Source organism: Streptomyces krungchingensis, assembly GCF_054729265.1.
Genome location: NZ_JBPUKY010000001.1, coordinates 2,214,913 through 2,232,310, shown reverse-complemented (window position 1 = coordinate 2,232,310; position 17,398 = coordinate 2,214,913). Strand labels below are relative to the sequence as shown.

The window sequence follows — 17,398 nt, the reverse complement described above, 5'->3', positions numbered from 1 at the left end:
TGACCACTGACAATCGGCTCTGACCTGCGGGTACTTGCGAACGGTCCGCTCCGGTCCGCGCTGAGCCGAGCCGCCCCGCGTCGGCCGAGGGAAGCCGTGCCACGCCGCGCCGGGTCGAGGCACGCCGAGCCACCCCGAGCCGGGCCGAGGTGAGCCGCGCCGAGCGAGGCCGCGCTGGGACGAGGTGAGCCGCGCTGAGCGGGGCCGCGCTGGGACGAGGTGAGCCGCGCTGAGCGGGGCCGCGCCGGGCCGAGGTGAGCCGAGCCAGGTCGACCTGAGCCGCGCCGAGGCGGTCCGGTGAGCAGGGCAGGCGGGCGGGCCGCGCACCGGGGGATGACTCCGGTGCGCGGCCCGCCCGTTCGAGGGTACGGGAGCCGCGAGACCCTACTGGCCCACGCGCCCCGGCTGGAGCACCTGCGTGAACAGCACGGTCCCGTCCTGCTCACGCAGCCGCACCGTGAGCTCGCCGCTGTCTCCGTCGATGTCGACCTCGCCGAAGAACTGGTAGCCGCCCGCGGGCGAGACGTTCGACGCGGTCGGTGCCTTCACGAACACCCGCTCCGGTCCGAACGTGCCGTCCAGCGCGCTCGCCGGGAAGGCCCCGGCGTTGAGAGGCCCGGACACGAACTCCCAGAACGGCTCGAAGTCGGTGAAGGCGGCCCGCGAGGGCTGGTAGTGCTGCGCCGAGGTGTGGTGCACATCGGCGGTCAGCCAGACGGTACCGGTGATCCGCCGGTGCTTGACGAACCGCAGCAGCTCCGCGATCTGCAACTCGCGCCCGAGAGGTGCGCCGGGGTCGCCCTGTGCCACGGCCTCGATGTTCGGCTTCCCCTCGGTCGTGTCCGGGACGACCAGGCCGAGCGGCATGTCGGAGGCGATCACCTTCCACACCGCGCGCGACCGCGACAGCTCGCGCTTGAGCCACTCCAGCTGCTCGGCGCCCAGGATGCCCTGAGGGTCGGTGGTCTGGGTGTCGGGCGAGTTGGCGTTGCGGTAGGTCCTCATGTCGAGCACGAAGACGTCCAGGAGCGGGCCGTGGCGCATGACCCGGTACACGCGGCCGTCCTTGTCGCCCGGCCGCAGCGTGGAGAGCGGGAAGTACTCGCTGAACGCGCGACGGGCACGAGCGGCCAGCACGTCCACGCTCTTCTCCGTGTAGCGCGTGTCCGAGGCCACGATCACCTCGCCGGGGTACCAGTTGTTGCGCACCTCGTGGTCGTCCCACTGGATGATCGACGGCACCTGGGCGTTGAAGCGCTTCAGGTTCTCATCGAGCAGGTTGTAGCGGAAGTTGCCGCGGAACTCGGCCAGCGACTCGGCGACCTTGGACTTCTCCTCGGTCGTGATGTTCCGCCAGGTGCTGCCGTCGGGGAGCGTCGCGGTCGCCGCGATCGGTCCGTCGGCGTAGATGTTGTCGCCGCTGCACAGGAAGAAGTCCGGATCGAGCCGGGCCATCGCGTCGTAGATGCGGTAGCCGCCGACGTCGGGGTTGATGCCCCAGCCCTGTCCCGCCAGGTCGCCCGACCACAGGAAGCGCACGCCACGCCGCCGTCCGGCGGGCGTCGTGCGGAAGGTGCCGGTCACCGGTTCGCCGGTGCGCCGCGGGTCGTCGGGGTCCGCGAGCAGGACGCGGTAGTGGATCTGCTCGCCGGCGGGCAGCCCGCGCAGCCTGGTGGTCCCCGTGAAGTCCGTGTCCGCGCCGAGCAGCGGCCCCTGCCATCTGCGGGAACGGCGGAACGACTCGGTCGCCGACGTCTCGACGATCATGCGCGCGGGGCGGTCGGAGCGCACCCACACGAGACCGGAGTCGGCGGTCACGTCGCCCGCCTGGACGCCCCACCCCGCCTTCGGCCGTCCGGACAGGGCGAACGCCGGTGCCGAGCCGAGCGCGGTGGGCAGGGCGAGCGCCGCGGACGCGGCGAGGGAGCCGCGCAGCACGCTGCGACGACCGGGGAAGTGGCTTGGCGGACGGTGCGACATGAATGCGCCTCCTGGGACGGATCCGGCCGGTGTGCAGTGCCACAACTACTGGTGCGCCGCAGCGCACACGGAAACCACAAGTGAACAACTGGCCCCGGGGACAGGGGAACCGCTGTTCCGGGCATGACGACACCCGTGTGCGTCGCGGAACGCGACAGGGCCTCCGGGGCCGGTCGCGGGCGGCGGGTGCGTGCCATCGAGCCCGCCCGGGTGGGTGTGCCCGTGGGCGGTGGGCCCGCGTGCGCTCGTGCGCGCCGGGGTGGGAGCGCGCCGACGGGTTCAGTCGCGTACCGCGTCCGCCATCAGCGCCACCCCGTCGCGGATCCGCGCGGGCGACAGATGGGCGTACCCCAGCACCAGTCGCAAGCCGTCCTCGACCGCCGTCCCGTAGTGCGCCAGCGGACGCACCGCCACCCCCGCCGCACGGGTGCGTTCCAGGAAGCGGTCCAGTGGCCCGTACCGCTCGGGCAGGGCCGCGATGGCGTGGAGACCGGCCGCGATGCCGGACACCTCCGTACCGGGAAAGTGCGCGGCCAGCGCGGCCACGAGGGCGTCGCGCCGCTCCCGGTAGGCGCGCTGGCAGCGGCGGAGCTGCCGGTCGTAGTCCCCGCGCTCCAGGAAACGGGCGAGGAGCGCCTGGTCGACGACCGGGTTCCCCAGGTCGATGGTGCGCTTGCGTTCGACGACCTCCTCGGAGAGCGAGGCCGGTACGAGCAGCCAGCCGAGCCGCAGGCCCGGGGCGAGGGACTTGCTGACCGATCCGGTGTAGGCGACGTGTCCCGGGTCGAGCCCCTGGAGGGCGCCCACGGGGGCACGGTCGTAGCGGAAGTCCCCGTCGTAGTCGTCCTCGATCACGAGTCCGTCCACCGAGCGTGCCCAGTCCAGGAGTTGGACGCGGCGCCGCGCCGAGCAGGCGATGCCCGTGGGGAACTGATGAGCCGGCGTCGTCACCACCGCGTGGACCCCCGAGGCCTCCAGCGGACCCATGGCCAGTCCTTCGTCGTCGAGCGGCAACGGTACGGTGCCCATGCCGGCGGAGGCGTACAGCGCACCGTGCTCGGGACTGCCGGGGTCCTCCACGCCGACGGTGCGCAGACCGCGCGCGTGCAGCACGAATCCGAGCAGGGCCATGGCCTGTGCCACTCCTGAGACCACGACGATCCGTTCCGGGTCGGCGACCACACCGCGGCGCCGGGCGAGCAGCTCGGCGAGCGCGGTGCGCAACCGGGGCAGCCCGCGCGGATCGGGGTAACCCAGGGCGCGGTGCGGCAGTTCGGCCAGCACGCCGCGGTGCGCGGCCGCCCACGCGGCGCGCGGGAACAGCGACAGGTCGGGCGTACCGGGCACGAAGTCGGCCCGCGCTCCGGAGCTCCGCGGAGCCAGGTCGCGCGCGCGGGGACCGGCCGCCCGTACCGCGTCGCCCACCCAGGTCCCGGCACCCCGGTCGCTGCGCAGGTAGCCCTCGGCCGTCAACTGCTCGTACGCCTCGGTGACCAGGCCTCGTGACACGCCGAGGTCCGCGGCGAGCTCGCGGCTGGACGGCAGCCGGGTCCCCGGAGCGAGCCGGCCCGTGCGGACCGCCTCGCGGAGCGCCGCCTGAAGGGTGCGGCCACGCGCGCGTGCGGGGGCCGAAGCGGCCGGAAGGAGCAGTTCCCAGGCGGCCGCCCACGGAGCACCGTCCGACGGCCCGGGCACCGCCGGTCGGCTGTGATTGGTCCCCGATGACGTCATGGAAGTGGACCTTAAACCGGACCACGCGCCTTCATAGCGTCGCCCTCATGAACCCCACCACCGCCCGAGGCGCCCTGCTCGCCGCCTTCGCCTGTGTCCTCGTCGGAGGCTCCTTCACCGCCAACAGCGTCCTGGGCCACTACCCGTACGCGGGCGGTCAGTTCCTGCGCTACGGACTGGCCTGCCTGCTGCTGTTGCCCCTGGTCGGCCGGGGCTCCATGACACGTCTGCGCTCCCTCGACGCGCGTCGGTGGGGCCGTCTCGCACTGCTCGCGGCCGTCGGCATGGTCGGCTTCAACCTCGCGGTGATCGCCGCCGAACGGACGGCGGAACCCGCTGTCCCGGGCGTCTTCGTGGGCTGTGCCCCGGTCGTCGTGGCCGTCCTCGTGCCCCTCCAGGACGGACGCCGGCCCCAACGCCGCGTCCTGCACGGGGCGTTGCTCGTGGCGCTGGGTGCCTTCACCGTCCAGGGGTGGGGCCGTACGGACGCCGCGGGCATCGCCTGCTCCGTGGGCGCGCTGTGCGGCGAGGTGGGCTTCGCGGTCCTGGCCGTACCCGTCCTGCGGCCGCTGGGGCCACGGCTGTTGTCGGCCACCGTCTGCGGGGTCGCCGCCGTCGAGTCGGCCGTGACGGGACTGCTCACCGACGGCGGCGCGTGGCTGCGGGTGCCGGACGCCACCGAGACCGCCGCGCTGCTGTGGCAGGCGGCGGTCGTCACGGTCGTCGGGTTCGTGTGCTGGTACATGGGCGTGCAGCGCATCGGTGCGGAGCGCGCGACCTTGTTCTCCGGCCTCATCCCCGTGGCGGCGGCGTGCAGCGCGCCACTCGTCGGCACGGGCGCCTACGGAGCCGCGCAGGCCGTCGGAAGCGGCCTGGTGGGCGCCGGAGTCGCCCTCGGCTCCGGTGCCCTGGCTCTCGTCGGGCGTCGCTCAGCGGCTGCCGTCGAGGATGACGCGGGCGACGAGCGCGGGATCGTCGTTCATCGGGACGTGTCCGCACCCGGGCAGCCGCACCAGCCGCGCGCGCGGAATGATGTGCTTGGCGCGGATCCCCTGGCGGCGCACCAGCAGCCGGTCACGGCTTCCCCAGGCCACGGTGACGGGAAGGCCCGCGATGTCGTCCGTGAACTGGACGGTGGTGCCCGCCCTGAGGGTCTCGGCGAATCCCTCGGCGTGGGCCAGCGCGAGGGTCTCGGCGACGACGGCCTCGGGTGAGCGGCGGCCCGGCCGGGCGTAGATGGTGCTCGTCAGCGCCGCCCGCCCGGCGGCCGTCCGTGACAGTCGCTCGACCACCGGGAGCGGCAGCCGCCTGGCCCCCACCCGCATGGCGCTCAGCACCCCGAACGCGTAGCGCCGCTCGACCGGCGACCAGAAGCCGGCGGGCGACAGCGCCGTGACGGACCGTACGAGCTTCTCGCGGCCCAGCTCCAGGGCCAGCAGCCCGCCGAGCGAGTTGCCCGCCACGTGCGGCCGTTCGATGCCGAGCGCCTCGCAGAGCGCGCCCAGAGCGGGCACCACCGTCGACAGGTCGTAGGTGAGCCCGTCGGGCAGCGCCGGGGACTCTCCGAAGCCGGGCAGGTCGACCGCTATGACGTCACGTTCGGCGGCCAGGATGTGGAGCACCGGGTCCCAGGCCTGCCGGTGGTGACCGATCCCGTGCAGCAGCAGGAGCGGCTCACCGGTGCCCACGCGCGCGTAGGAGACGGTGACGGTCCTGGGGCCGCGCGAGGTGGGGAGGCTGAACGAGACCGTGGCGGACATGGGGCTGCTCCTCGTCTGGGACGCATGGGACACGCTGACGGACAGTCTTGTAGACAGCTTGTCAGCAACTGCTACCGACGGGTAGCCCCCGCGCCGAGAACCCTGGGACGCGGACTCGCGGACTCGCGGACTCGCGGACTCGCGGACACGCGGACACCCGGACACCCGGACACCCGGACACCCGGACAAGGGGATTCGCGGACACGGGTCCTGAGGGTGGCCCGAGTTCCTGAGGGCGGCGCGGGGCCGCGTGCATGTTTCCACGCGGCCCCACGCGCACCGTCCTCAACGCGCCCTGCGTACCTCCACGTTGAACTCGGGGTGCCCGATGTGCTGGAACAGTGTCAGCCACAGCGGCAGCATCATCTCCGCGGCCCGCGCCGTGCGGATGCCGCCGAGGTCGATGACGCGGTGCGGAGGCCAGCCGAACTCCCCGAGCAGCGCCGTCACCTGCTCCTTCGCGCTCTCATCCTCCCCGGACACGAAGATCTGGTGCTCCCCGGGCACCATCGCCGGGTCCACCATCAGATAGCAGTTGACGGTGTTCAGGCTCTTCACCACGCGTGTGTTCGGGAAGGCCCGCTGGATCTGCTCACCCACGCTGTCCGACTCGACCGGGGCCAGACGCACCTGCCCCTCCTCGAAGGCGATGGGGTTGGACACGTCGAGGACGATCTTCCCGTCCAGATGCTCCTCGTCGACGGAACGCAGCACGGTGAGGGCCACGCGCCCGCCCACCGCGTTCACGACGACCTCGCCGAAGGCCGCCGCCTCCGCGAACGTACCGTGGCCCGCACCGGGGCCCATGCTGTCGGCCCACTCCACGGCAGCCGGATTGTCCTTCACCCGCGAACCCAACGACACCTCGTGACCCAGTTCGATCAGCTTGCCGCCGAGGGTGCGCCCCACTTCGCCCGTGCCCAGAACCGCGTACCGCATCGTCACTCCTCCAGGGTCGGGGCCGCCGGCCACCGGTGGCCCGCGGGTCATTCTGCTCCGGAGGCGGCCGATTCCGCCTGGACATCGGGGGACGCGTCGGGTGGGATGGAGCAGTGGCACCCGACACGGCGACCGACGTCTTCGAAGAGCACCGCCCCCTGCTGACGGGGGTGGCCTACCGCATGCTCGGAAGGGTCGCCGACGCGGAGGACGTGGTGCAGGAGGCCTGGTTGCGCTGGTCCGGCGCCGACCGCTCGGACGTGCGCGAGCCGCGCGGCTATCTGGTCCGCGTCACCACCCGGCTCGCCATCGACCGGCTGCGCCAAGTGCAGTCGCGCAAAGAGGCGTACGTGGGGCCGTGGCTTCCCGAGCCGTACGTCACGCACTTCGCCGACACCGTCCCCGACAGCGCGGAGCGGGCGGTCCTCGCCGACTCCGTCTCGCTCGCCGTCCTCGTCGTCCTGGAGTCCCTCTCGCCCCTGGAGCGGGCCGTCTTCGTCCTCAGGGAGGCGTTCGGCTACCCGTACGCGGACATCGCCGCCGTCCTCGACCGCGAGGAGCCCGCGGTGCGCCAACTCGCCGGGCGGGCGCGCAGGCACGTCGACGAACGCCGGCCGAGGTACGAGGTCGACCCCGCCGAACGCCGCGACCTCACCGAGCGGTTTCTCGCCGCCGCCGCGGACGGTGACCTGGAAGGGCTCATGGCCATGCTCGCCCCCGACGTCCGCCTCGTCGGCGACAGCGGAGGGCTGTCGCAGGCTCCGCTGCGCATCATCGAGTCCGCCGACAAGGTGGGGCGGTTCCTGCAGGGCGCCGCGAAGAAGGGCGTACCGCACGTCTCGTTCCGCTTCCTGGAGATCAACGGCGGTCCCGCGCTCGTCATCATGTCCGGTACGAAGCCCGACAGCGTCTTCCAGCTGGACGTCGTGGACGGCCGGATCCAGTGCATCTACATCATGCGCAACCCGGAGAAGCTGCTGACGCTCGACGTCGAATGAGCCGTACCCGCGGCTGAGCCGCCGTGGGCCGGGCGTGCCGGCCCGTGCCGGCGTGCACTGTCCGGATCGCCCCCGTACGTGCTCGAAAGCCCCCGTCCTCTGGACGGGGGCTTTCGGCGTCGTGTCCGGAAGATCACCCCGTGAGAACGCCCCGTGAACGCTCTGCGGCAACGCGCCTGTGCACTGCGTAAGGGATCGAGGATTGGTCTTGACCAAGGGTGGGGGCGGGCCTATCGTCGCAGAGATAGTGCAAGAACCTTTAATAAACAAGGGCGCTAAAACGCCGCCGGGCCACGGCGATTGCGGAGGACAGGGTGGGGACCACGCAGCTGGAATCGGTGCCGGAGCCTAAGTACTGGCATCTCAAGACCGTGCTCAGTGAGGCACTGGACTCCGAGTTCTCGGTCGGTGAGATCCTGCCCAACGAGCGTGACCTGGCAGCCCGGTTCGGCGTCGCCCGGGCCACCCTGCGACAGGCCCTCGAACAGCTCGAACTGGAAGGCAGGCTCCAGCGCCGCCGCGGCGTCGGTACCACCGTCGCGCCGCCGCGCGTGGGCGTCGCCGTGGGATCCGAACAGCACACCTGGCCGGGCGCGGCCGGCGACGCGTGGCAGGCCACGGACTGCACGGTGGCGGCACCGCCCGCCTCGGTGGCAGCCATCCTGGAGACGGCACACGGCGAACAGGTCCACACGGTGCGCCGTTCCCGGGTGACCCACGGCCAGCAGGTCGCCGCCGAACTGCTCTACGTGCCGGCGTCCTCGGTCCCCGACCTGTCGGCCATAGACGCGCCCTCGGGTGCGGCACGCGCGCGTGCCGTGCTGCGCGAGCTCCAGCGGCTGGACCTGGAGAACCAGGACCGGGCGGTGGAGCTCGGCTCGGCGCGCGCGGACGACGCCAAGGAGCTCGACCGGCTCCCCGGAGCTCCCGTGCTCGTCGTCACGACCCGGTTCTTCGCCGAGGGGCGTACCGCCGCGGTCTCCGTCGCCACGTACCGGGCCGACACCTGCCGGCTGACGTTCGGCGACTCCGGCGGCGTCGAGATACACCACGACCCGGAGCGCCGCGCCTCCTGAGCCGCACGTCGCGCCCCGGTCACGCCCGGGGCGCGGCGTGCTGCGCGGGTCAGCGGCGCGCCGTCACGGTCCCCTCGACCGCGAACAGCTGCTCCTCCACGTGATCGAGGGCCAGCCGCAGGGCGCCCGTCGCCACGGCGGCCTCGCCCAGCATCGACAGCGTCACCTTCGGCGGGCGCAGGCAATAGCGTGCCAACTCGCGCCGCAGCGGCTCCAGTACACCGTCCAGCCCGGCCGCCCAGCCGCCGATGACGACCAGTTCGGGATCGAGGGCGAGGACGAGCGCCGCCACGTCGTGCACCAGGCGCTGGATGAAACGGTCGACGGCCGCACGGGCCCGCTGATCGCCGTTCCTGGCGAGGGCGAAGACCTCGGCCACGGCCTGCTCGTCCAGCGGGTGCAAGGGCTCGTCCGTCGTGGACAGCAGGGTCTCCGGGGTGACGTCGCGCCCCAGCAGATGCAGCGCGCCGATCTCGCCGGCCGCGCCCCCGTACCCGCGGTGCAGCCGGCCGCCGATCAGCGACCCGGCGCCCGGACTCAGTCCCGCGAGGACGAACACCACGTCGTCGGACTCGGTGGCCGCGCCCTTCCAGTGCTCGGCGACCGCTGCCGTGTTGGCGTCGTTCTCGACCAGCACCGGGCACTTGAAGGAACGGCTCAGTCGCTCGCCCAGCCGCAGGCCCGTCCACTCGGGCAGCGCCGTGCCCAGTCGCACGGTGCCGTCCGCCTCGACGATCCCCGGGCTGCCCACGCCGACCGCGCGCAGGGAGTTGCGGGAGACGCCCGCCCGGCGCAGCAGCTCCGCGACGGCCACCCGCAGCCGTTCGAGCCGCTCGTCCGCGGAAGCGGTCTCGTCGACGTCCTTCGCCATGGCCCCCATGACCCGGCCGTCCAGGTCGGCGAGGAGCGCGGCGACCCGGTGCGGGCCGATCTCCAGGCCCAGCAGATGGCCGGCCTCGGCCCGGAAGCGGAACCTGCGCGCCGGACGCCCCTGGCGCCGTGCGGCGCCTTCCTCGGCCGCCTTCTCGACGACGAGCCCGTTCTCGATGAGGCCCTCGACGACGCCCTCGACCGTCGGCCGGGACAGTCCGGTCACCCGGGTGATCTCGGTGAGGGTCGCGCAGTCCGTGGCGCGCAGTGCGTGCAGCACCACCGCGGAATTGATCCTTCGCAGCAGAGAGGGGTCCCCGCCGGTCAACCGCCCCAACGTCCGTCCTCCCAGCTCGCGCGCGTGTTGGGCGGATCGTACTCGGCGGGGCGCACCCCGGCGAGTGCCGGGACCCCCTCACCGCGGACGCGTCGTGCTCAGCCCGGCGCCACGAACCCCGATTCGTACGCCGCGATGACCGCCTGGGTGCGGTCCCGGGCCCCCAGTTTCGCCAGGACGGCACTGACGTGGGACTTCACCGTCTCGGTGCCGACGGTCAGCCGTGCGGCGATCTCCGCGTTCGACAGACCCCTGGCCATCAGGCGCAGGACCTCCGCCTCCCGCTCGGTCAGCGCGGCCCGCTCCATGGCGGCCCGGGCGGCGGGATTGCCCGCGGTGTCGCCGTACTCGGCGGCCAACTGCCGTACGGAGGCGGGGAACAGCAGCGACTCGCCCTCGGCGACCAGTCGCACCGCGTGCACGATCTCGGCCGGCCGCGCCCGCTTGAGGAGGAACCCGTCCGCTCCCGCCCGCAGTGCCTCGTAGACGTACTCGTCGTTCTCGAACGTCGTCACCACGAGGATCTTCGGCGGATCGCTCACCGTGCGCAGCACCGCGCGCGTCGCCTCGATGCCGTCCAGGAGCGGCATACGGACGTCCATGGCGACCACGTCGGGACGCAGCTGCCGCACCAGGGGGATCACCGCGGCACCGTCCGCCGCCTCCCCGACGACCTCGATGTCGGACTGCGCCTCCAGGACGGCGCGCAGACCCGCGCGTACGAGGGGTTCGTCGTCGACGAGTAGAACGGTGACCGGCATCCGGCCAGCCTAGATCAACTCAGCGGCAGCTCTACATGCACCTGCCATTCTCCCTGGTCCGGACCCGTCCGCGCGCGACCGCCGAGCAGCGCGGCCCGTTCCCGTATACCGCGCAGCCCGCTGCCCCGGCCGGGCCCCGGTATGTCCGAGGTCAGCAGATTGCGGACCTCCAGCTCCAGCGACTTGTCCCGGACTTCGACACGCACCTGGACGGGGACGCTGCCCGCGTGCCGCAACACGTTGGTGAGCGACTCCTGGAGGATGCGGTACCCCTCCCGGGACACCGGACCGGGCACCGTGTCCAACGGGCCCGTCACGTCGGCGTCGACCTTGGCCCCGGAGGAGCGCGCCGACTCCAGCAGCCGGTCGGCGTCGGCCAGGGTGGGGCGGCTGCTCACCGGCCGCTCCGCCTCGCGCAACACGCCCAGTACGCGCTCCAGATCCTCCAGGGCGGCACGACCGGTGTCCTCGATGGCCGCCAGCGCTCGCTCGGTGAAGGCGGGGTCGCCGGCCGCGCGGGCCGCTCCGGCCTGGACCACCGCGACGGTCAGGGCGTGTCCGATCGAGTCGTGGAGCTCGCGGGCGATGCGATTGCGTTCCAGCAGCTGCTCGGTGCGCTCCTCCAGCGCCGCGAGCCGCTCGGTGGGCGAGGGGCCGAGGAGCCGGCGGGCGATCGCCGTGATCAGCTCACCGAGCCCGACGACCACGCCGTACAGCGCGAGCAGCGGCAGCGGGACGAGCAGCGCGTACGCCCAGTGCGGATCGGAGTGGAGCGTCGCGACCGGGGTGTCGATCGACACGGACCGGAACGAGGCCTGGGTGAGGACGACCGCCGTCGCCGGCAGCCAGACCGTGGCGGGCGCCAGGACCCACCCGAGGACCATACGCGCTTCCAGCCAGAGCACCGTCCGCAGCCGGTCGCGCCAGGTGATCGCGGGCGAGACGGAGAAGGTCGCCCCAGAGGTCTCCCGCTCCCCGGGCGCCAGCATGTAGCGCGCCTGTACTCCCTCACCCCGGCGCACCGCGGGGATCAGCCCCAGCGGGACGAGCAGGGCGGCCGGCACCCACGGCTTCGACATGTCGATGAACAGCCACACGGAGACGAACAGCATCGGCACCCACAGGTGCAGCAGTCGTGTGTACGTCGTCCCCCGGACCAGCGGGCGCAGAAAGCGGGCCATTGCGTCATCGTGCCAGGAGCCACTGACAACGGACCTCCCCCGGGCGGGGGAGACGATCTCCACCAGTGGGGGAGGCCCCACCCGGTCGGCACCGGCCACGCTGTCGCCATGACCAGCATCGACGTCCAGGACCTGACCAAGGAGTACGGCACCAAGCGCGCCGTCGACCACCTCACCTTCAGCGTTCTCCCGGGCCGTGTCACGGGATTCCTCGGTCCCAACGGCGCCGGAAAGTCCACCACCATGCGGCTCGTGCTCGGCCTCGACCGGCCCACGTCCGGCACCGCCACCGTCGGAGGCTGCGCCTACGCCACGCTTGACGAGCCCCTGCGCCACGTGGGCGCCCTGCTCGACGCGCAGGCGGCGCACGGCTCGCGGACCGCCCGCGACCACCTGAGGGCGCTCGCCGCGAGCAACCGCATCCCCGAACGGCGGGTGGACGAGGTGCTGGAGCAGTCGGGACTCGGCTCCGTCGCCCGGCGGCGGGTCAAGACGTACTCCCTGGGGATGCGCCAGCGCCTCGGCATCGCGGCCGCTCTCCTGGGCGACCCGCCGGTGGTGCTGCTCGACGAGCCGTCGAACGGGCTCGACCCCGAAGGGATCATCTGGATCCGGGAGTTGCTGCGCGAGCTGGCCCGCGAGGGCCGCACCGTCCTCGTCTCCAGCCATCTCATGAACGAGACCGCGTCCTTCGCCGACCACCTCGTGGTCCTCGGCCGCGGCCGGCTCCTGGCGGACATGCCCATGCGGGAGTTCATCCACGCGCGCGTGCAGCCCCGGGTGCGGGTGCGCACCATGGACGGAGCCGCGCTCGGCGACCTGTTCGCCCGGCACGGCATCGAGGCCGTCGAGGGCGAGGACGGCCGCTGGACGGCCTTCGACGCACGCGTGGAGGACATCGGGCGCCTCACCTCGGCAGCGCACCTCCCCGTCCTCGAACTCGCCTCGGAGGAGGCCACGTTGGAGCAGGCCTACCTGGACCTGACGGGCGCCGAGACCGAGTTCGCCGCCACCCCGACCACGTCGCAGACCCAGGAGGCCTGACCATGACGTTCGCACCCGCACTCCGCTCGGAGTTGATCAAGATCCGTACGCTGCGGTCGCTCCTGTGGGGGCTGGCCGCCGTCCTCCTCGCGACCACCGCCTTCTCCGCACTCGCCGGACTGGACGACTCCGGGGAGGAGTTCGACCCGCTGTTCTCCACGTTCTTCGGCGTCAGCTTCGGACAGATCGCGGCGATCACCTTCGGCGCGCAGGCGGTCTCGGCGGAATTCCAAGGAGGTGCCCTGCGCCTCTCGCTCGCCGCGGTTCCCGACCGCGTGCGATGGTTCGCGGCCAAGGCCGTGGCCGTCGGCGGCCCGGCCCTCGCGATCGGCCTGGTCTCCGGGGGCGTGAGCATGGTCGTGGGCACGGCGGTGCTCGGCTCCAGGGCGAGCACGCTCACGTGGGGCGAGGAACTGCGCGGCGCCGTCGGCTGTGGCATCTATCTGGCGCTGATGGCCCTCTTCGCGGCGGGAATCGCGGCCGTCCTGCGCAGTGGAGTCGCCACATTGAGCATCCTGATCCCGTTCCTCCTGATCGTCTCCTTCGTCGTCGGCGGAGCGTCGGGCACCGTGGCGGACTTCCTGCCGGACAAGGCGGGTCAGGTGGTGCTGCACGAGACGTGGGACGGCGCCCTCGGCCCCTGGACGGGCCTCGGCGTCACGGCACTCTGGGCGGCGGGGGCCCTGGCGGCCGGAGCGTGGAGCATGCGGCGCCGGGACGCCTGACGGGACGCCAATTGTCAGTGGCAGCCGCTTTACTGGATGTCATGACCAGCGCGCAGCACCTCGCCACGATCGAGCGGCTGTGCTCCGCGGACTTCCCGGCGGAGCACGGCCGGTCGGACGTCGGCACCGCAGGACCCGGCTACCACATAGCCGAACTGGCGACGAGCGAGGACTTCTGGGAGGACGACGGCACGGCGTGGGAGGAGACGGAGGAGCAGTACGAAGCCGACCGCGACGGTCTGTCGGAGCTGCTCACCCTCCGCTGGGGAGCACCTCAGCGGGTCAGCCTGAGAAGCGTGTTCGGGCGGACGGCGAGCGGTGAGGACATACCCGAGCCGTGGGGCGACCTGAGTGCGCACGTACCGGACGTGCACCTGTGGAAGGCCGATCACCACGACCGCTGGGTGGCCCTCGGGGTCTCCCAGTGGGACAAGGAGCTGCCGTTCCAGCTCCTCGCCGTGATCACGGAGATCGACCCGCCCTGACCCGTTCGGCCCGTGACTCCTTGGACTTAACTTCTCGGGCCTCTTACTCCTCGGGTCCCTCACCCCTCGGGTCCCTCACCCCTCGGCGGCGGCCTCCCGCAGCCGGGCGTACTCCTCGGCCATCGTCGCCGCCGTCCAATGAGCGTTGAGCCCACTGGGGTTGGGCAGCACCCAGACGCGGCTGGCTCCGAACGTCCGTTCCTGCGGCCCCACCTGGGCCCCGCGCTCACCGAACGCGGCCCGGTAGGCGGTCACGCCCACCACGGCCAGCCAGCGCGGCCGCAGCCGCTCCACCTTGGCGGCCAGCAGCAGCCCGCCCTCGCGGTACTCGTCGGCACCGAGCTCGTCGGCACGGGCCGTGGCCCGCGCCACCACATTGGTGATGCCGAGCCCGTAGGACAGCAGCTCCTGCTGCTCCGCCGGCTTCATCAGCCGGGGAGTGAAGCCGGACAGGTGCAGCACGGGCCAGAAGCGGTTGCCGGGGCGGGCGAAGTGGTGACCCGTCGCGGCCGTCATCAGACCCGGATTGATACCGCAGAACAGCACGTCGAGGCCGTCCGCGACGACATCCGGCACCAGCCGGTCGCGGGCGGCCTCGAGGTCCGCGGGTGTGAGCCGTGTCAGAGGATCGCTCCCGGCGTGTAGCCGGCGGCCTCCGGGTGCTGCTTCACGATCTCCTCGACGCGGCCCACGACGGCGGCGACCTGGTCGGCCGCGGCACCGGTGAAGGACAGCTTGTCCGCCATCAGCTCGTCGAGCTGGGCGCGGTCGAGCGGGATGCGCGCGTCCGCGGCGAGCTTGTCGAGCAGTTCGTTGCGCTCGGCGCCCTGCTCACGCATGGCGAGGGCGGAGGCGACGGCGTTCTCCTTGATGGCCTCGTGGGCGACCTCGCGGCCGACGCCCGCGCGCACCGCGCCCATCAGGACCTTCGTCGTCGCGAGGAACGGCAGGTAGCGGTCCAGTTCGCGGGCGACGACGGCCGGGAACGCGCCGAACTCGTCGAGCACGGTGAGGAAGGTCTCCAGCAGACCGTCCAGCGCGAAGAACGCGTCGGGCAGCGCGACCCGGCGCACCACGGAACAGGACACGTCGCCCTCGTTCCACTGGTCGCCCGCCAGCTCGCCGGTCATCGACGCGTAGCCGCGCAGGATGACCATCAGGCCGTTGACGCGCTCGCAGGAGCGGGTGTTCATCTTGTGCGGCATCGCCGAGGAACCGACCTGGCCCGGCTTGAAGCCCTCCGTGACCAGCTCGTGCCCGGCCATCAGGCGGATCGTCTTGGCCAGCGAGGACGGGGCCGCCGCCAGCTGCACGAGGGCCGTCACGACCTCGTAGTCGAGGGAGCGCGGGTAGACCTGGCCGACGGAGGTGAAGGCCTGCGCGAAGCCGAGGTGCCCTGCGATGCGCTGCTCCAGGTCCGCGAGCTTCGCCGCGTCCCCGCCCAGCAGGTCGAGCATGTCCTGCGCCGTGCCGACCGGGCCCTTGATGCCCCGCAGCGGGTAGCGGCCGATCAGCTCCTCGACCCGGGCGTACGCGACGAGCAGCTCGTCCGTGGCGGTCGCGAAGCGCTTGCCGAGGGTGGTCGCCTGAGCGGCCACATTGTGCGAGCGGCCGGCCATGACCAGCTCGGCGTACTCGCCGGCGAGCTTGCCGAGACGCGCCAGCACGGCCACCGTGCGGTCGCGCATCAGCTCCAGCGAGAGCCGGATCTGCAGCTGCTCGACGTTCTCGGTGAGGTCGCGGGAGGTCATGCCCTTGTGCACGTGCTCGTGCCCGGCGAGGTCGTTGAACTCCTCGATCCGCGCCTTCACGTCGTGGCGGGTGATCTTCTCGCGCTCGGCGATCGACGCGAGGTCGACCTGGTCGAGGACGCGCTCGTAGTCGGCGATGGCGGCGTCCGGAACCTCGATCCCGAGGTCCTTCTGGGCCCGCAGCACGGCCAGCCAGAGCTGACGCTCCAGCTTGACCTTCTGCTCGGGGGACCAGAGCGTGGCGAGCTCGGCGGAGGCGTAGCGTCCGGCGAGGACGTTGGGGATACGGGGCTTTGCAGGCGCGGCAGTCACGTGTACGGATTCTACTGGCGATTCCTGCAGGCCAGCGCCGCGGGGTTGTTCGTGGGAAGCTACGAGTCCGGCGCCGACCCGTCCGCGATCTCGGCCAGGATGTCACCGTGGCAGAGCTCGGGAGCGCACCAGCAGGCCAGCGTCTTCCCACGCAGGGTGGGCACCAGCTCCAACAACTCGGGCCGCTCCAGCAGATACGCCCGGTACTTCACCATGACCTCGGCGCGGGTGCCGTCGCGCCGCTTGGTGGCGGTGTCGGGCGCGAACGGGTTGTACAGCGGGTGCTGCGGAAGGTCCCAATGGCCCATGGTCCAGCGGCGGCCCACGTAGACGAGATCGTCGGGGGCGGTTTCCAGCCGGGGACCGAACTCGCGGATGTGGCCCTTCAGGTTGATCACGGTCGTGGGCACGGGGCTCCCTTCAGCGGTACGTCTCCTGTGTACCCCACGGCGTCGCCCGGACGTCGGCGGCTATGCCGCCGGCCCCTCGTACGGCAGCAGTTCCGGCCGCTTCGCCGGGCGTCCGTCGCCGGAGGACCGGCCGGTCAGCCGCCGCCCGATCCACGGCAGCAGGTGCTGCTTGGCGAACCGCGCGTCGGCGGTGCGCCGGGCGAGCCAGCGCGGCGGAGGCGTGGCCGCCATCGGCGTCCGCCAGGCGGTGTCCTCCGGCTCGTGGCCGAGGGTCTGCCACACGGCTTCCGCGACCCTGCGATGCCCCTCGGGCGTCAGGTGGAGCCGGTCCACGTCCCACAGACGGGGGTCGGCGAGCGAGGGCGCTCCGTAGAGGTCCACCACGAGCGCGCCGTGCCGTGCCGCGAGGTCGTCGACACAGGCGAAGAGTTCCTCCATGCGCGGCCGGAAGCGTTCGAGCACCGGACCGTTGCGGCCCGGGCTGCGCATCAGCACCAGCTGTTCGCAGGCGGGGGCCAGCCGTTCCACGGCCTCCTCCAGGAGACCGCGGACGCGCCCCATGTCGACCTTGGGCCGCAGCGTGTCGTTGAGTCCGCCGACCAGGGTGATGACGTCGGGCCGCATCGCGGCTGCCACGTCCACCTGCTCGTCGACGATCTGCTTGATGAGCTTGCCGCGCACCGCGAGGTTGGCGTACCGGAAACCGGGGGTTCGGGCCGCCATCCGGCTCGCGAGGAGATCGGCCCATCCGCGGTACGAACCGTCGGGCAGCAGGTCCGACATTCCCTCGGTGAAGGAGTCGCCGACCGCGACGAGGCTGGTGTAGGTGGCATTTGTTTGCATGGCGCCAAAGATGGTAACCCGATCACATACTTGTCGGTCGGTCGGGCCGTCGGCCCCGCCCCACCTCGACCGAAAACGCGTGCCGCGCCCGGACACCGGGGGCCGCCCTTCGAGGCGAACGCCCCGGGGGCGTGTGCCGCGTCCGGACATGGGGAGCCGCCCTTCGAGGCGAACGCCCGGGGGGACGCGCGCCGC

The 17,398-nt window shown here is 72.4% G+C and carries 16 protein-coding genes and 1 pseudogene; 6 read left to right on the top strand and 11 right to left on the bottom strand.

Features of this window, described 5'->3' with window-relative positions; all coding sequences use genetic code 11:
* Positions 1–384: 384 nt before the first annotated feature.
* The gene (locus ACSYGO_RS10000) at positions 385–1,980 is read right to left on the bottom strand and encodes an alkaline phosphatase D family protein (RefSeq protein ID WP_460386509.1); all 1,596 of its coding nucleotides are present in this window, start codon (positions 1,978–1,980) and stop codon (positions 385–387) included.
* A 279-nt stretch (positions 1,981–2,259) separates the two neighbouring features.
* Positions 2,260–3,711, bottom strand: a complete 1,452-nt coding sequence (gene pdxR / locus ACSYGO_RS09995; protein ID WP_460386508.1) for a MocR-like pyridoxine biosynthesis transcription factor PdxR — start codon at positions 3,709–3,711, stop codon at positions 2,260–2,262.
* On the opposite strand from pdxR, the pseudogene ACSYGO_RS09990 reads away from it, so the two are divergent.
* Positions 3,702–4,163 (top strand): annotated as a pseudogene (locus tag ACSYGO_RS09990) (EamA family transporter); the annotation flags it as partial. The gene pdxR and the pseudogene ACSYGO_RS09990 overlap by 10 nt on opposite strands.
* A gap of 477 nt (positions 4,164–4,640) precedes the next feature.
* Here ACSYGO_RS09990 and ACSYGO_RS09985 read toward each other — a convergent pair.
* Positions 4,641–5,471, bottom strand: coding sequence for an alpha/beta fold hydrolase (locus tag ACSYGO_RS09985; RefSeq protein ID WP_432172284.1), 831 nt, complete (start codon positions 5,469–5,471; stop codon positions 4,641–4,643).
* 285 nt (positions 5,472–5,756) lie between these two features.
* On the bottom strand, positions 5,757–6,410 hold the full coding sequence (locus ACSYGO_RS09980) for an NADPH-dependent F420 reductase (protein WP_432186755.1): 654 nt from the start codon (positions 6,408–6,410) through the stop codon (positions 5,757–5,759).
* A 113-nt stretch (positions 6,411–6,523) separates the two neighbouring features.
* On the opposite strand from ACSYGO_RS09980, the gene ACSYGO_RS09975 reads away from it, so the two are divergent.
* Both ACSYGO_RS09975 and ACSYGO_RS09970 read left to right on the top strand, forming a co-directional pair.
* A complete protein-coding gene (locus tag ACSYGO_RS09975; RefSeq protein WP_432172286.1) occupies positions 6,524–7,408 on the top strand; it encodes an RNA polymerase sigma-70 factor in 885 nt (294 codons plus the stop codon).
* A 314-nt stretch (positions 7,409–7,722) separates the two neighbouring features.
* Positions 7,723–8,484, top strand: a complete 762-nt coding sequence (locus ACSYGO_RS09970; RefSeq protein WP_426678752.1) for a GntR family transcriptional regulator — start codon at positions 7,723–7,725, stop codon at positions 8,482–8,484.
* Positions 8,485–8,533: 49 nt separating this feature from the next.
* Here ACSYGO_RS09970 and ACSYGO_RS09965 read toward each other — a convergent pair whose 3' ends face one another.
* The 3 genes from ACSYGO_RS09965 to ACSYGO_RS09955 all read right to left on the bottom strand — a co-directional run bounded on the left by ACSYGO_RS09965 (position 8,534) and on the right by ACSYGO_RS09955 (position 11,633).
* Positions 8,534–9,691: an ROK family transcriptional regulator gene (locus ACSYGO_RS09965; RefSeq protein WP_359489798.1), complete on the bottom strand. Its 1,158-nt coding sequence runs from the start codon at positions 9,689–9,691 to the stop codon at positions 8,534–8,536.
* A 98-nt stretch (positions 9,692–9,789) separates the two neighbouring features.
* The gene (locus tag ACSYGO_RS09960; protein ID WP_426678751.1) at positions 9,790–10,452 is read right to left on the bottom strand and encodes a response regulator transcription factor; all 663 of its coding nucleotides are present in this window, start codon (positions 10,450–10,452) and stop codon (positions 9,790–9,792) included.
* A 14-nt stretch (positions 10,453–10,466) separates the two neighbouring features.
* Positions 10,467–11,633 (bottom strand): sensor histidine kinase, encoded by a 1,167-nt coding sequence (locus ACSYGO_RS09955; RefSeq protein WP_460386507.1) that lies wholly within the window; start codon positions 11,631–11,633, stop codon positions 10,467–10,469.
* Positions 11,634–11,741: 108 nt separating this feature from the next.
* Here ACSYGO_RS09955 and ACSYGO_RS09950 point away from each other — a divergent pair, with 108 nt between their 5' ends.
* Genes ACSYGO_RS09950 through ACSYGO_RS09940 form a run of 3 tightly spaced genes read left to right on the top strand, consistent with a single transcriptional unit; the run spans position 11,742 to position 13,887 of the window.
* Positions 11,742–12,677 (top strand): ABC transporter ATP-binding protein, encoded by a 936-nt coding sequence (locus ACSYGO_RS09950; protein ID WP_460386506.1) that lies wholly within the window; start codon positions 11,742–11,744, stop codon positions 12,675–12,677.
* A gap of 2 nt (positions 12,678–12,679) precedes the next feature.
* Positions 12,680–13,402, top strand: coding sequence for an ABC transporter permease (locus ACSYGO_RS09945; RefSeq protein ID WP_432186758.1), 723 nt, complete (start codon positions 12,680–12,682; stop codon positions 13,400–13,402).
* Between the two features lie 41 nt (positions 13,403–13,443).
* Positions 13,444–13,887, top strand: a complete 444-nt coding sequence (locus tag ACSYGO_RS09940; RefSeq protein ID WP_426678747.1) for a hypothetical protein — start codon at positions 13,444–13,446, stop codon at positions 13,885–13,887.
* Positions 13,888–13,962: 75 nt separating this feature from the next.
* Here ACSYGO_RS09940 and mug read toward each other — a convergent pair whose 3' ends face one another.
* From mug to ACSYGO_RS09920, 4 genes are read right to left on the bottom strand one after another with little or no spacing between them, the layout of a single operon-like run.
* Positions 13,963–14,511, bottom strand: coding sequence for a G/U mismatch-specific DNA glycosylase (gene mug, locus ACSYGO_RS09935; protein ID WP_426678836.1), 549 nt, complete (start codon positions 14,509–14,511; stop codon positions 13,963–13,965).
* A complete protein-coding gene (gene purB, locus ACSYGO_RS09930) occupies positions 14,508–15,950 on the bottom strand; it encodes an adenylosuccinate lyase (RefSeq protein WP_432172289.1) in 1,443 nt (480 codons plus the stop codon). Before purB ends, mug begins: the two co-directional genes overlap by 4 nt.
* 59 nt (positions 15,951–16,009) lie before the next feature.
* A complete protein-coding gene (locus ACSYGO_RS09925) occupies positions 16,010–16,360 on the bottom strand; it encodes a DUF4326 domain-containing protein (RefSeq protein ID WP_426678745.1) in 351 nt (116 codons plus the stop codon).
* A gap of 60 nt (positions 16,361–16,420) precedes the next feature.
* Positions 16,421–17,203: an SGNH/GDSL hydrolase family protein gene (locus ACSYGO_RS09920; RefSeq protein WP_460386505.1), complete on the bottom strand. Its 783-nt coding sequence runs from the start codon at positions 17,201–17,203 to the stop codon at positions 16,421–16,423.
* Between the last annotated feature and the right edge of the window lie 195 nt (positions 17,204–17,398).